This is a genomic window from Chryseobacterium sp. BGA-UO-ETr-SB22 (assembly GCF_059567885.1).
Genome location: NZ_JCAQOV010000005.1, coordinates 3,055,739 through 3,070,532 on the forward strand (window position 1 = coordinate 3,055,739; position 14,794 = coordinate 3,070,532).

Sequence of the window (14,794 nt, forward strand, 5' to 3'; positions counted from 1 at the left end):
TCTTCGACTTCCTCCGCCGGATTTATTTTGGTTTGATAAATTTTGAAAATCTAGTTGGAATAAGCGTATTGCTGTTTCAGAATATCTATAAAATTATCTGTATGATGCGGCTCACCCACGGCACGGAATTTCCAGTCTCCGTTATGACGGTATGCTTCTGCAAAAACCATTGCACACATCCCGTTCATACTTGAATCTCCGGAAAGACTGTATTTTGTAATTTCTTTTCCTGTAGCATCCACCGCCCGGATAAATGCATTTTCGATCATTCCGAAGTGCTGGTTATTTGTTTTTCCCTGATAAATGGTAACCAGGAATACAATTTTCTGATAACTCTGATCCAGCTGGTCCAATCTTACAATAATCTGCTCATCATCTCCATCTCCCGCTCCGGTTCTGTTGTCTCCTGTAAGCCATACATTTCCGCTTGGGTGCTGCATAGAATTGAAGAAAACCACATCTCCCTGATAAAGCGCCATCTGTCTTCCGTCATTGGTCTGTACGGTTCTTCCAAGATTCGCTACTTTACCATTACCATCTAAGAGAAAGGCCACTGCATCAAGGTCATATTCAGCTTCTTTGCTAAACAGTTTTCCAAAGAATCCACTGCCTTGTTTTCTTACATCCCATCCTAAACCGATGGTTACCTTTGAAAGATCATAAACACTTTCTCCGCGGTCATTCTTTCTTAAATCTATCGTTTGTCCTTTCTGTAAATTAATTGCCATAGTTATCGTTTTTGTGTATTTGGGTGTTTTTTATTTGATGATTTGTCCTTTGTAGTATTTCTCCAGGAAGAAGCCCAGATCTGCTCTGTATCCTATCCCTGAAGCTTCAAATTTCCAGCTCCCGTTTCTTTTGTACAGCCTTCCGAACTCTACTCCTGTTTCAATAGAGAAATCTTCATCCAGCTCATATTTTGCAATTTCCTGGTTTGAATGGTTATCAACAACTCTGATGTAAGAGTTTCTTACCTGTCCGAAATTCTGTCTTCTTCTTTCAAAATCTTCTATGGTGACTACGAAAAGAATCTCTTCCACTCTTGAATCTACTTTATCAAGATCTATCACGATTGCTTCATCATCGTCACCATCGCTGTTTTTACCATTGGGATCATCACCTGTATGCGTAAGAGCTCCGTCCGGAGAATTCAGGTTATTGTAAAAAACAAAGTATTCTTCGCTTACTAATTTTCTGTCAGAGTCAATCATGATTGCAGAAGCATCAAGGTCAAAATCGTAGCCGGTTCCTTCATTAGGATCCCAGCCTAGCCCAATCGTCATTTTCGTCAATCCTATATCGATCTTTTGCCCTTTCTGTAGATTAATTGCCATAGTGTTTTATATTATGATTATTTTTCGCATTAAGATAGAAGTGATTTATGAATTGACCAAATTTATTTAGAAAAAAATGATCTCCAGAGCCCAATTAAAGCTATTTAAGTCACCAATTACCATAAAAAAAAGGTCCAATTGAAAAATTGAACCTTGTATTGTATAGAAGAGTATTGAATTACTTTTCAAAATCCTTATCCGAAACAGCAGCATTTCTTGCTTTTGCCAGCATAGGAATAGAAATCAGTCCCATCACCAGCATAATCACAATCTGCAATGGTAAAGAAATAAAGGAATACGTCAATCCCATTTCCCCTCCGAAATCAGCACTTTTTCCTATTGAAATAAAGAGTGCCATAAAACCATACTTCATCGCAAGGTTATAAGCCCCAATACCTCCACTGGCAGGAATAATCATTCCCAATGTTCCTACTACAATAATAAAGAAACCGTCTGCAAAGGTAAATGCGGAGGTTTCAGGAAGTGCAAAGCAAACCAGATAGGCGGCTAAATAATAACAAATCCAGATTCCTAATGTATAAAGGATAAATTTCCCTTTTTCTTTTAATTTAAAAATGGAAGTTATTCCTTGAAGAATACCTTTTCCAAAATTGATAAGTTTTTCTTTTTTATATTTATAGAGAAGACCTAAACCTACTAAAACCAATATTCCCAGAGCAATTTTAACATACAGATAAAATGAATCAAAATCATTTACCCCCAACTTCATTATTTGTTTCTCAAAAAAATTAGGAATAAATTCTTCCTTTTCATCTTTCTTATCCATTACAAAATGGTAGAAAGCAAGAATTGCTTTAAATTTAAAAATTCCTGTCAGAACTAAAAAACCTGCCATACAAATAAGATCCACTACTCTTTCCAAAATAATAGTCCCTATAGATTTGTCCACAGGTACTTTTTCCACTCCATATAAAGTTGTCGCTCTTGCCACTTCCCCACTTCTCGGAATGGTAAGATTCATCAGATACCCAAATGATATAGACCAAAGCGCATTGGAATTTGAAATTTTATATCCCATGGGTTCCAGCATCAGATTCCAGCGGATAGCTCTAAACCAATAGGCAAGAAGGCCAAATACGGATGCAAACAATACCCAAAGATAATTCGCTTTCGCCAGTGACTTCTGAATGACTTTAAAGTCAAGCCCTCTTAAGGCAAGCCATAAAAAAAAGCCTGCAAAAGCAAGCGATATTACTATTGTTAGTATTGATTTTATTGGACTTTTTGATACTTTCTCCATGTACTAGGTAAGAAGATTTGTTTTTTCATCCGGGAAAACGATCTTCGGCTGGAAGTCTTTGGCTTCTTCCGGGGTCATCTGCGCATAAGCAATAACGATGATGATATCATCTTTCTGTACTTTTCTTGCTGCAGGCCCGTTCAGACATACTTCTCCGGATTTTCTTTTTCCTTTGATAACGTAGGTATCAAAACGTTCTCCGTTGTTCACATTCACAATATAGACCCTTTCTCCTACTACCAGACCGGCAGCTTCAATAAGATCTTCATCTATTGTTATACTTCCTATATAATTAAGGTCAGAGGCAGTTACTCTCACCCTATGAATCTTAGACTTGAAAACTTCTATTAGCATGGTGCAAATTTATTAATAAAAATTAATAAAACAGGTCTTTACTATCATTTAAAAACTCCCACAAACACAGGGGTTTAATTTTACAAAACACAAGGATTCTGAGAATTACTTATAAATTTAATAATCATATGGTTAAAAAAATTAATTGTCTATACTTAATTTAGGATTTAATAAATACAAAAAATAATATTAACTTTTTGCTAAAGTCAATACACATAAGCATTTGGCATGATTTTAGTAACGCGTAACGTAGGTTTTCCGTGAAAAGTGGAATTATCATATTTTAACTAATTTCACCGAAAAGCAAAAAAATTTTACAAGTTTTAATAAAAAAATTGCACAATTAGAAAATAGTATTATATTTGCTATAATTACGAACTAACTTTAATATTAAAAATTATGAACAAGTCTGAATTAATCGACGCAATCGCTAAAGATGCAGGTATCACTAAAGTTGCAGCAAAGGCTGCTTTAGAGTCTTTCATTGGTAACGTAACTACTACTTTAAAGAAAAAAGACGGTAAAGTGTCTTTAGTAGGATTCGGTACTTTCTCAGTAGCTGAGAGAGCTGCTAGACAAGGTATTAACCCTGCAACTAAAAAACCGATCAAGATCGCTGCTAAAAAAGTAGCTAAATTTAAAGCTGGAGCTGATTTATCAAATGCAGTTTCAGGTGCTAAGAAAAAATAATCATTCAGATTAAAAAAATTCAAGGGCTGTTTCTAAAGAAACAGCCTTTTTTTTATTTAAAATGATGGTAAAAATTAAACCATTAAGAAGTTTTAAGCGGTTAAGAATTATTAAGTTTTGGCTAAAGCCTTTTATTCTTATCACAAATAAATAAGCGGGCTAAAGCCCGCTTCTATTGATATTGCAAAGTTTATATTTTCAGAGTGCAGGTATCATATTTTAAAAGCACCCACTAACACCTAACTTCTAGTTTCTAGTTTCTAACCTCTCCTTATGGTGCCAGTCTCGAAATCTTCCAATCCAGATCCTCCAGCTGATAAATAATCCTGTCATGAAGACGATTAGGTCTACCCTGCCAGAATTCAATTTCATAAGGTCTTGCCAGGTATCCGCCCCAGTTGGCAGGTCTTGGAACTTCTGTATTTTCATATTCCTTTTCCAGCTCTTTTAATTTACCTTCCAAAAACTCTCTATTGGGAATCACCTCGCTCTGTGGAGAAACTACTGCCCCCAGCTGGCTTCCCTTCGGTCTTGAATGGAAATACCCGTCACTTAGGTTTTCTGCCAGTTTTTCAAGATCTGCTTTAATGATAATCTGTCTTTCAAGATTAGGCCAGAAGAAATGCAAACATGCTTTATGGTTGTTTTCTATTGCTTTACCTTTCCGGCTGTTATAATTGGTATAAAAAATAAAACCTTCATGGGTATATGCTTTAAGAAGTACCATCCTTGTTCTCGGACACCCATCTTCCTCTACAGTAGAAACAGCCATAGCATTGGCTTCTGAGATCATTGGACTTTCATTTGCCTCCAAAAACCAGTCTCTAAACTGCTCCATTGGATTTTGTTTTATCTCACTTTCAATAAGTTGGGATTTATCGTACACTTTTCTTTTGTCGTGCAGGTTTTCCATAAATATTTTTTATTAAATTTGAGTATGAATCACTCATACAAAGGTAAAATATTAATCTCGACACCTGACATTTCCGGCGATATTTTTTCAAGATCGGTAGTGTTGGTTATTGAACATAATGAAAGTGGTGCATTTGGTTTGATTCTGAATAAAAAGAACAGCCAGATGAGCAGCAAGTTCAAAGATTTTTTTGACTTTAAAATTGAGGTGTATGATGGAGGCCCTGTAGAAAACGACAAAGTCTTTTTTATTGTAAAAGGTAAAAGGGTTACTGAGATCTATACAGACATCGCGGATGAATACTATCTTACAGAAGATATTGACCGTATCATCAACGCTGTTTTGAGCAGCGAGCTGGACATTGAACACATCAAAATATTTTCAGGGTACTCAGGATGGTCTCCCGGCCAGCTGGATACTGAAGTTCAAAGAAAAATGTGGACGGTAGTAGATGTTTATAATCTTGATTATACGCTTCCCAATGATCAAACTCTTTGGAAATCTATTATGCAGAATCTTGGGGGAGAATTTCTTCTTTGGGCGAATTCACCTGAAGACATTTCGCTGAATTAATGTGTCATTTTCATATCAATCAGACAATTAACAAACTTTAAGATTCCTTTAACCAATTTTAAAGAAAGTTTTTCCGTTCTTTGAAAAACTAAAATCACTGATATGAAAGGTATTACATTACTTGCTTTATCAATATTTTCTACCGCATTTTTATCATTTACTCCCATTAACAAAAAATACATTGTCATAGATGCCGGACACGGTGGAAATGATTTTGGGGCAACACATGGTGAAATTCGTGAAAAAAATATTTCATTAAGCGTTGCTAAAGAAATCCAAAAGATCAATGAAAGCCAGGATCAATATGAGATCATTCTGACAAGGAATTCTGACACGTATCCTTCTCTTTCTGAGAGAACAGATCAGATCAATAAACTTAATCCTGAAATGGTCATTTCACTCCATGTCAACACTTCTCCTGAACAAGAGAGAGCTGATAACGCATTTGAAGTTTACACTCAGAATTCTGATGTTTCAAAGGAGTTGGCTGGAAAAATTTACAAGAAATTCAATGCCCGTAAAATATCGGAGAGCAATCTTCATATTTTAAGAGAAACTAAAGCGCCTGCCGTATTGGTAGAACTTGGATTCATCAATAATTCTGAAAACAGGAATTATATAACAAGTGAAAAGGGGCAAAAAGAAATCGCACAGAAATTTGTTGAAATCATCAACGAATACTAAAATAAATAAACAATTTCTGATTTAATCAGAATAAAACCCGGTAAAGGACTTCTGGAACTTTGTTGTTTACCGGGTTTGTCAATTTTTATTGATTAAAACTTTTCTTCCAGCTTTCTAGTAATTCTGAGAAGCGGGAGTTTTCAAAAGTTTTATTTCTTATCTTACCTACAGAAAATATTCCTTTTTCTTCAGAAATCATCAAAATCTCTTCAGCTTTCTGAGATTCGAATGCGATAATCTCGTGTTCCTGAATATCAGCAAGGTTATTTTTATGTAAAAAAGTAACAAAATTTTCCATCAAAGGAGAAATGTAAGCTCCTTCGGTCTGCTTCGGTACTTTAATAACGTCACCTTCTAAAAAAAGAAGATTTCCAACAGTGGTACGTGCTATTCTTTTGTTTGGGTTCAAAAGAATAACGTCATCAAGGTCATTTTCCTGGGCATAGATCGCTCCGTAGATGTTTTCCGGACAGTGAACTCTAATATTGCTCAGAAGGTTGTTATTAACGTTAATTTCTTTAATCAAATCCAGTTCTAAAAGTCTTTGATGAACTGCCAGTACATCTTCCATTTCTAAAACTTCGAAAAAATAAGAGACAGAAGATTTTGCCAATGTCACTTCATCATTGTTTCTGAACACCTGGAAATTGATAATTCCGTTCTTTACTCCTTTACCTTCAATAATTTCTTTTTGAAAGAGTGTCTGGAAAAACTCCAGGGTGTAAGTCAAAGGAATATTCATTCTCATCTTTCTCATGGAAGCCATCAGGAAAAAATAGCATTCTTCGTCCATGATCAACCCACCATTTCTTACAAAGAAAGAAACTTTTACTGAGTCTCCCCAAAGGAAGGCTCTGTTCTTTACATTTAACTCGTCTGATGTAAAATATTGATTTTCCAATTTTTGATGTGATTTATTTACAAAAAAATAATGAACGATAAATCGTTCATCAGTTTTATCATTTAATATAGCCCGGTATTATGCCGCACCTAGTTTTATTCTCAGGTTCTCAATAAGATTTTCCCAATACATTGCGTTCTCCTCTTCATCACCTTCTTCACAGAAATCTGTAATATTTAAAGCGAGATCTTCTGTAATATCATCAATTGTGATCGTCATTTCAAAGAAATTTTTTGTTCCTTCATCTTCTTCCCATCTGAAACGCACGAAACCTTCAGGCTTATATCTGATCAAAGTGGCCTTCTCAGCAGGACCTCCACCCCAGCTAAAAAAGAAATCATCGCCTTTCTCTGTTACCTCATCCGCAAACCATTCAGATAATCCTTCTGCAGTTGCCAGATATTCGTATAAAATCTCTGATAAACAGTGCATTGGAAATTCGTAATGGACTTTATGTTTCGCCATATAATCTTTGTTTTATCGTCCCGCAATATATAAATTAATTTTTTTATTACGCAAAAAAACAATTACTTTTTTAAAGAATCAGTATGATATTTATCACAGGATTTAAATCCTTATCCCATTAATTTTTAATGGCTAAAGTTATCATGCACAGCATAAAAAAATCTCTCTGAAGCAGAGAGATTTTATCTTTAATTTTCGTTTAGTATATCAAGAATAATCTGACATCCTTCTCTGATTTCCTCTTTAGATAATGTAAGAGGCGGGGAAATCCTCAGGTATTCATTTCTGTACAGCTGCCAGAAAACAACAAGCCCTTTTTCCATACATTTTTTTGCAACTTCCAGCGTATATTCAGGAGCTCCGAGGTTCACAGCAAGCATTAAGCCTTTGCCGTTGATATTTTTAATTTTAGGATGAACTAAAAGTTCTCTGAAGAGTTTTTCTTTTTCTTCCACTTCATTCATAAGACCGCTGCCCAGCACTTCTTTTAAAGTAGCGTAACTTGCCGCAGCAATCAACGGATTTCCTCCAAAAGTGGTAATATGACCTAGCTTTGGTGAATGTGATAAGCTTTCCATAATTTCTCTGGAACTCATAAAAGCTCCTACAGGAACTCCTCCTCCCATTCCTTTACCCATCACCAGGATATCCGGAACGATTCCAAAGTGTTCAAAAGAGAATAGCTTCCCTGTTCTTCCAAATCCGGGCTGAATTTCATCTAAAATTAAAAGCGCTCCCACTTCTTCACATCTTCTCTTCAGTTTTATCAGATAATCATTATCGGGAACCAGAAACCCTGCTGCTCCCTGAATGGTTTCCAGGATAACACAAGCCGTTTTTTCAGTTATTTTATCGAAGTCTTTTTCATTATTAAATTCAATGAAAGAAACCATGGGCAGTAAGGGGCGGAATTCTCTTTTATGGGTTTCGTTTCCTGAAACACTCAAAGCGCCATGGGTATTCCCGTGGTAAGAATCTTTAAAGGATACAATTTCTTCTCTCCCTGTATATCGTTTTGCCAGCTTAAGACTTCCGTCAATAGCCTCGGCACCACTGTTCACAAGATAGGTAACTTCCAAAGGCTCCGGAGTTGCTTCTGCAAGCAGTCGGCATAACGCAATAGGCTTCTCCTGTGCATATTCACCATACACCATTACGTGAAGGTATTTATCTGCCTGTTCTTTGATTGCATTCACGATCTTAGGATGTGAATGCCCCAGCGTATTGGCAGAAACTCCTGCTACAAAGTCAAGATATCTTTTTCCGTCTGTACCATAGATATAGCTTCCTTCTGCTTTTTCAACTTCAAAACCTGCTGCAAATTTTGTGGTTTGAGCCTGATATATAAAAAAATCTTTATGCATTTCCATTTATTACTTTAAATTTCTTTAATAAATTCTAAGTATTTATTAAAGAAATAACTTCTTAATTTATCTTTATTATTTTCTTCAAATTCCGCTTTATATTCTTCAAGAAGCCTAATATATTTATCTAATTCTGCTCTATCTATATTTGCGTTTGTCATTGAAAAAAGTGTTTTTAATGATTCCAATATATAATTTGAACTATTCTTTGTTAAATTAAAAAAATCATTACTATTAATTAATAATAAAAAATCATTACTCAACAATGTAGAAACTCCATCTAGATTTACACCTATTTCGATTATTTCCTCACCATTTATTATCTTTTTTATTTCTTCTAAGCATTTTTCTTTTAATTGAGAATCATTCTTAAGTTTCAAAAGTTCTAATCCCTGCTCTTTAATCTCGAAATTATCTTTTGTATATCCACTCCTAGAATGACTATTAAATATCTTAATATCATTGAATTCTATTTGATTTTCCTCAACATATTTTTCAATTCCATTGATTAGCTTTTTTGTTACGTCTCCTAAGTCATAATCTAAAACATTATCTAAAAAAGTAATTCTTTGATAAACTCCAAAAATCTCATAAGGTTTAAAATACCCCTGTTCCGCAAAATCTAATAATTTATCACTTAATTCCTTAAACTCCGTTTCTGAGTAATTTACTATTTGATCAAAATTTAATTTATTATAAATCTCATATTGTTCTTCTAATTTTCCATTTGAAATTATCAACTTGAAATTATCAATAAATTCTAATTTGAAGGACTCAGATTTAAAACTCTTTAATTTAATAATATAATCAAAGATTGAACTAAAGAAAAAATATTCATTTTGGTTTATTTGATATTTCTCACAAAACAGTTCAATAGGATTTTCTTTATATTCTTTTCCATCTTGAGTTGCTATAAGTTTAGATAAACCTAAAATATCGTTATTCTCATTTTCAAAATCTTTTCTATTATCAATATTTACAAATGAATTTTTATATTCTATAGAAAATGCAAGAATTAATTTTATTAGAATATCTTTCTTCTTACAAATTTCACCACTAATAACATCCTTTGTATCAACTATATCTTTAATAATAGACGAATACATTTCATGGAGATTATCAAAAGCATATATTAAATTACGAAAATTGTATTCTGAACGTTTAGCAATATGCAATAAAAGTTCTTTATTTTGGTTCAAAAAATTTTTATAACTTTCAAAAGCTTGATATCTTTTATTTATAATATCATCTAAAATAGTTTCTTTATCAATATCAAAATTTATAGAAATTCCTATTACCTTTTCCTTAACTATCTTATAATCATATTCATTTAAAATTACATTTTCATTTGTAATAATTAATACTTTTATTCCTTCATCAACCAAACTATTTACATATCCAATAAAATCGTTTATATCTAATTTAGAATTTTTTCTTTCTAAGTCATCAAAACAAATAAACAGTTCTCTTGAATCTAAAACGGTTTTACCAATATCTCGAACTTCAGTATTAAAATTTGTTCCTATTTTTTTAAAGTTTAAAAATCCTTTAAGTCCAATTTTAAAAATATTTTTTGTTACTTTAATGGACTTACTATAACGTTGTCTATAATTTTTAAATACTTTAGATTCAAACAATTCAAATACAATTTTATCTTGGATTTCTTCAATTGATTTTAAGCCAAAAAGTGAAATATAAATTGGCTTATATTTTTTTGTTGCATCATTATAAACCTCTTGCTCTGAAACTATATTTTCTATTGTATTTTTGTATAGGTATGTTTTACCAACTCCCCAAGGGCCAATTAATTGTATTGCATAGTCTGAAGATTTAGATAAAAAACTGGTTATTATATTACTAAAAAAACTCATATAAAAATTTCAGCAAAGCTATAAAAGATTCATTAAAGGTTAAAATATTAATCCACAAAAAAAAGACCAGTGAGTACTGGTCTTTTCTATTATTTTCTGGTTCGTTTCGGCTTTTTAGCTTCTTCTTTGGCTTTTTCGTCATCAATTGCTTTCTGCGCATTATCGAAGAGCTCGCTATCAGCGGTATATTTTATTTCTTCGTTGTTCGGGGTATCTACAAGGATATCCTGCCACTTTCGGATCCTGTCTTTGGTATTCCAGTTAAAATCGGAGAACTTTCTTCGTGCAGGCTCTATTTTACTCATTGGATACGTGTCTGAATTTGCTCCAATACTGCATGAAATAATCTGCAGGGCTCTTTCTTCAAACAATGCTCCGATAATTCCGCAGGTAGAAAGGGTAATTCCTATTCTTTCCGGTTTTTTGGTTTCCTGATCGGTATCATCTACATAGACAATAGACTGGGCATTTCCAACTACTCTTGCTTCTTTAATATCATTTTTCTCATAGTAAACCGTCATGAACTTTCCTTTTACCTGGTTGAATTCATCTTTGAGAGTAAGTGAATCTACTTTACTGATGGCAAAGGCATTTCCGATTACTTTTAATGAGTCTATATCTTCTGTCTTGGTATTAAAGTAAGCTTCTACTTTATCACCTGTCACCTGCTTTTCACCACTCCACAAAATGGGACTTGTATACATATGCATCACTCCGTCTGTTTCATTGAAAGCAATGGAGTCTGCTCTTCCCTGTGCATTGGATTTGTAAATACGGGCTTTTTTAAAGGCTCTCAGATAACTTTTCTTCACTTTAATATCCAGTGAATCCGGCCTTTGATAAGAGATAATTTTTTCTGCTGCAAAATAAATGGAATCTTTTTCCATCACTTTTACGGCATAAGGATTTTTCGTCATCATCGCAGAGTCTTTTTTCTCAAAAATCTCTCCGTATCCTCCTTTTATATATCTTCTTTCTTTTGGATCATCAAGGGTTACATTTCCGGTGGCTTTACCAAATCCTGAAATCTGATTGTAGTACATATCATCACCGGTAAGGATTTTATCGTTATAATAGATCTTGGAATTTTTGGTTAGATAAGCCTCCTTAGAATCCATTTTATAGGTTCCTCTTTCAGTATATATTCTGTTCCGGGAATTCGTTTTGCTGGTAATGGTTGTCGGTCCATTAAAATCAGCAATTTTTGTATTCTGATTCTGCTTGATATTAGGGCCTTCAATGATATATTGAGGCGTTTCTATTTTCACATTACCAGTAAGGTCTACAATTCTTGTATTGAGAAAATAAGTTCCTACTTTGGCATAGGTTACATTCTGACCATCAGAGATCGTTCCTCCCGTATTAAAATAAGCCTGATTAGCCAGCCTGTCATAATACAGAATATCTGTTTTTATTGTTTGTTTAGGGTCGGTTAAAACCACGTTTTTTCTGGCAACACCTTTTTGGGTATTGGCATCATATTCCATTTCTCCTGCTGTAATTACAGAGCCATCTGTATTTTGAAGCCTTGTATTGCCTATTGCTTTTACAAAGTTTTCTTCATTATACAGGACTACTTCATCCGCAGTAAGAATGGAGCCCTGATGTTCAATCTGAACATGCCCGGTAAAATATTGATTTCCGTCGTACTTTTCAGGGTCTTTCTTGATTTCGTCCGCATGGATGATTTTTACTTTATCTTCAGGTCTCACCTGTTTGGGCTGAGCCGGTGAAGGAGTCTGCAAATAGGGATCTCTCTTCGCAGGAGTTTTTTCCTGCGCAAAGCTTAGCGTAGAAATAAAGATTAACAGAAAAAAGATTATTCTCATTAATTAGTCATTCTTAGTGCCATAGAAATATAGCGAATGAGAATCAATTCTTACGCCAAACGCTTCTTCAATGGCTTCTTTGATTCCTTGGATTCTTGGGTCGCAGAATTCAATAATTTCTTCAATCTCTTTATCAGAGTCTTTTTTGTAGATCACCAGATGGTCATGCTGTTTGTCAAAATAAGACTTCTCATAAGATGAAGAGGTCAATGTTTTTTCTCCGAACTGATGCTTACGGATCAAACCTGCATCAAGGAAAATTTCAATAGTGTTGTAAATCGTTGCTTTGGAAACATGATATTTCTTCTGCATCATCAGAAGATATAGATCATCAACGTTGAAGTGATGATCCATATTATAAATTTCTTCTAATATCGTATATCTTTCAGGTGTGTTTCTGAACCCTTTTTCTAATAAGTAGTTTCTCAAAACATCCTTGATCAAAGCTATATTTTTTTCTTTTTGTACTGTATCCATTAAAAAAATTATCTACAAATTTATTGAATTTTATTTAAATAGATAGTATGGTTAGATGCCATAAGGCTAAGAGTTGTGACGGAAGTACCCCGACTGCTCAATCTTATTATCATAAACGGTGAGTTCTGTAATAGGTGCAGATTCTACCTCAACGTTATGAGAAGATACTCCCCAAGCCTTAAAGTCATCACTTCCGATATACTTCACAAAGTTATAAATGTTAAGAATAATCTTTTGTTTAACCGTTAAAAGGATATCGTTGATATAAGTATTATCTATGATTACATATTTAAGATCCGGTGGTATTTCATGAGATCTTAAAGAAGGATGGCTGCTTCTTGAAGGAATGGTTCCGTCCGCCATTAAATCTTTAAGGACCATATTGAAGTAATCATTGATTCTTCTGTCTACTTTAAATCCTAAAAGGAAGTTGATTTTATATACTGTTCCCGGAAGAATTTCGTCTACGGTGTATTTAAACGTATAGGGATCTTCCTGGTTTACGATGCTCAGGATAAAGTAATGATCTGCTCTTTTCGGCTGTTTTTTGATGATGGAGTAGATAATTTTGGATTCTACTTCATCATTTCTTTTTGCTCTGCTCAGATAAGCAAGGTTGGTAGCGTATTTCGGAATGGTTTCATCCAGTTTCATGTCTTTAAGAATAGACACGTATTTTTCTATTTTCACAAACTGGATAAATCTTGTTTTAATCAATCGTCCGTTATACCATGCATACATAGAAAGTCCGATAGAACCAGCTAATACAACTGTAATCCATCCTCCTTCCAGGAATTTGATAATATTGGCACTGAAGAAACCTAATTCAATAGCCATATAAACAAATGCGAAAAATAAAATCAATATTTTGCTTACTCTTTGTTTCAATAACCAGAACACAAGCAGAATTGTTGTCATCAGCATCGTGACCGTAATGGAAAGTCCATAAGCGGCTTCCATTTTTCCGGATTCTCTGAAATGCAGAACAACAATAATACACAGAATAAGTAGTCCCCAATTGATTCTTGGGATATACATCTGTCCTTTAACTCCGGAAGGATAATCAATTTTTTGATTCGGCCATAAGTTAAGAGACATTGCTTCTGAGAATATGGTGAAAGAACCTGTAATCAATGCCTGGCTGGCAATAATTGCAGCTGCCGTTGCTAAAATTACTCCCGGAATAATCATCCATTCTTCCATAATTCCAAAGAAAGGGTTTACTACGGAGAATCCAGGTTTGTTGTAATTGGTCAAAAGCCAAGCTCCCTGCCCAAGATAGTTTAGAATAAGCATGATTTTAACGAATCCCCAGCTTACTCTGATATTTTTTGCACCACAGTGTCCTAAGTCTGAATAAAGAGCTTCAGCTCCTGTTGTACAAAGGAAAACAGCTCCTAAAATAACAATAGCACTCGGTGAGTTGACAATAAGCTTGTAAGCATAGTAAGGATTGAAAGATCTTAAGATTTCAAAGTTTTCACTCAAATGCATTACTCCCAAACCTCCTAATACCAGGAACCAAACCACCATTACAGGGCCAAAAAATTTCCCGATAAAGCTGGTCCCGAATTGCTGTACCACAAAAATAACAATCAAAATTCCAATGGTGATAGGCACAACAGGGGTGTGAGGATTATAAATTTCAAGACCTTCAATAGCCGACATTACGGTAAGCGATGGTGTAATTACCCCGTCTGCAATAAGAGCGGCTGCTCCTACAATGGCAATGAGATACAACCAACCTTTTTTAAGGTTTTTTACCAGTGAAAACAAAGCAAGAATACCTCCTTCACCTTTGTTATCTGCTCTTAAAGCAATGATCACATATTTTATGGTAGTCTGAAGTGTAAGAGTCCAGATAATACAGGAAAGAGCACCTTCTATGTATTCATTGAACGGCATATTACTTCCTTGAAATTGTGCATTCACAATTGCTTTCATTACGTAAAGCGGTGAGGTACCAATATCTCCAAAAACAATTCCTAGAGACACTAAAACTCCCATAAAGGAAAGCTTCTTTATATCGAAGTGGTAACCATCTTCTGTAACTTCTGCCATATCAGCTTAATTTATTT

The 14,794-nt window shown here is 34.3% G+C and carries 15 protein-coding genes; 3 read left to right on the forward strand and 12 right to left on the reverse strand.

What is annotated here, in order from left to right:
- Positions 1-50 precede the first annotated feature (50 nt).
- The 4 genes from AC57AW_RS21245 to panD form a co-directional block, all read right to left on the reverse strand.
- Positions 51-728 (reverse strand): TerD family protein, encoded by a 678-nt coding sequence (locus AC57AW_RS21245; protein ID WP_318846711.1) that lies wholly within the window; start codon positions 726-728, stop codon positions 51-53.
- 30 nt (positions 729-758) lie between these two features.
- Positions 759-1,334 carry a TerD family protein gene (locus AC57AW_RS21250; protein WP_047378867.1) on the reverse strand — a complete coding sequence of 192 codons (576 nt, stop codon included), beginning with the start codon at positions 1,332-1,334 and terminating at the stop codon, positions 759-761.
- Positions 1,335-1,512: 178 nt separating this feature from the next.
- Positions 1,513-2,595: a lysylphosphatidylglycerol synthase transmembrane domain-containing protein gene (locus AC57AW_RS21255; protein WP_496353484.1), complete on the reverse strand. Its 1,083-nt coding sequence runs from the start codon at positions 2,593-2,595 to the stop codon at positions 1,513-1,515.
- Positions 2,596-2,598: 3 nt separating this feature from the next.
- Positions 2,599-2,949 (reverse strand): aspartate 1-decarboxylase, encoded by a 351-nt coding sequence (gene panD, locus AC57AW_RS21260; RefSeq protein ID WP_047386679.1) that lies wholly within the window; start codon positions 2,947-2,949, stop codon positions 2,599-2,601.
- Positions 2,950-3,348: 399 nt separating this feature from the next.
- Between panD and AC57AW_RS21265 the strand changes: the two genes are divergently transcribed.
- Entirely contained in the window at positions 3,349-3,639 is a 291-nt protein-coding gene (locus AC57AW_RS21265; protein ID WP_002976900.1) for an HU family DNA-binding protein, read from the forward strand.
- Between the two features lie 271 nt (positions 3,640-3,910).
- Here the strand turns inward: AC57AW_RS21265 and pdxH are convergent, their stop codons facing one another.
- Positions 3,911-4,552: a pyridoxamine 5'-phosphate oxidase gene (gene pdxH / locus AC57AW_RS21270; RefSeq protein ID WP_496353485.1), complete on the reverse strand. Its 642-nt coding sequence runs from the start codon at positions 4,550-4,552 to the stop codon at positions 3,911-3,913.
- Positions 4,553-4,576: 24 nt separating this feature from the next.
- Here pdxH and AC57AW_RS21275 point away from each other — a divergent pair, with 24 nt between their 5' ends.
- Both AC57AW_RS21275 and AC57AW_RS21280 read left to right on the forward strand, forming a co-directional pair.
- A complete protein-coding gene (locus AC57AW_RS21275; protein ID WP_496353486.1) occupies positions 4,577-5,125 on the forward strand; it encodes a YqgE/AlgH family protein in 549 nt (182 codons plus the stop codon).
- A 102-nt stretch (positions 5,126-5,227) separates the two neighbouring features.
- Entirely contained in the window at positions 5,228-5,809 is a 582-nt protein-coding gene (locus tag AC57AW_RS21280; RefSeq protein ID WP_496353487.1) for an N-acetylmuramoyl-L-alanine amidase family protein, read from the forward strand.
- An 85-nt stretch (positions 5,810-5,894) separates the two neighbouring features.
- Here AC57AW_RS21280 and AC57AW_RS21285 read toward each other — a convergent pair whose 3' ends face one another.
- The 7 genes from AC57AW_RS21285 to AC57AW_RS21315 all read right to left on the reverse strand — a co-directional run bounded on the left by AC57AW_RS21285 (position 5,895) and on the right by AC57AW_RS21315 (position 14,777).
- Positions 5,895-6,710 (reverse strand): aminotransferase class IV, encoded by an 816-nt coding sequence (locus AC57AW_RS21285; protein ID WP_496353488.1) that lies wholly within the window; start codon positions 6,708-6,710, stop codon positions 5,895-5,897.
- Between the two features lie 78 nt (positions 6,711-6,788).
- Complete coding sequence (locus AC57AW_RS21290; protein ID WP_034696870.1) at positions 6,789-7,175, reverse strand: START-like domain-containing protein; 387 nt, start codon at positions 7,173-7,175, stop codon at positions 6,789-6,791.
- Between the two features lie 188 nt (positions 7,176-7,363).
- Positions 7,364-8,539 carry an aspartate aminotransferase family protein gene (locus AC57AW_RS21295; RefSeq protein WP_496353489.1) on the reverse strand — a complete coding sequence of 392 codons (1,176 nt, stop codon included), beginning with the start codon at positions 8,537-8,539 and terminating at the stop codon, positions 7,364-7,366.
- 14 nt (positions 8,540-8,553) lie between these two features.
- Positions 8,554-10,410, reverse strand: coding sequence for a P-loop NTPase fold protein (locus AC57AW_RS21300; RefSeq protein WP_496353490.1), 1,857 nt, complete (start codon positions 10,408-10,410; stop codon positions 8,554-8,556).
- 89 nt (positions 10,411-10,499) lie between these two features.
- On the reverse strand, positions 10,500-12,239 hold the full coding sequence (locus tag AC57AW_RS21305) for an OstA-like protein (RefSeq protein ID WP_496353491.1): 1,740 nt from the start codon (positions 12,237-12,239) through the stop codon (positions 10,500-10,502).
- Positions 12,240-12,242: 3 nt separating this feature from the next.
- Complete coding sequence (locus AC57AW_RS21310; protein WP_047386665.1) at positions 12,243-12,716, reverse strand: Fur family transcriptional regulator; 474 nt, start codon at positions 12,714-12,716, stop codon at positions 12,243-12,245.
- 66 nt (positions 12,717-12,782) lie between these two features.
- A complete protein-coding gene (locus AC57AW_RS21315; RefSeq protein WP_318846704.1) occupies positions 12,783-14,777 on the reverse strand; it encodes a KUP/HAK/KT family potassium transporter in 1,995 nt (664 codons plus the stop codon).
- Positions 14,778-14,794 lie beyond the last annotated feature (17 nt).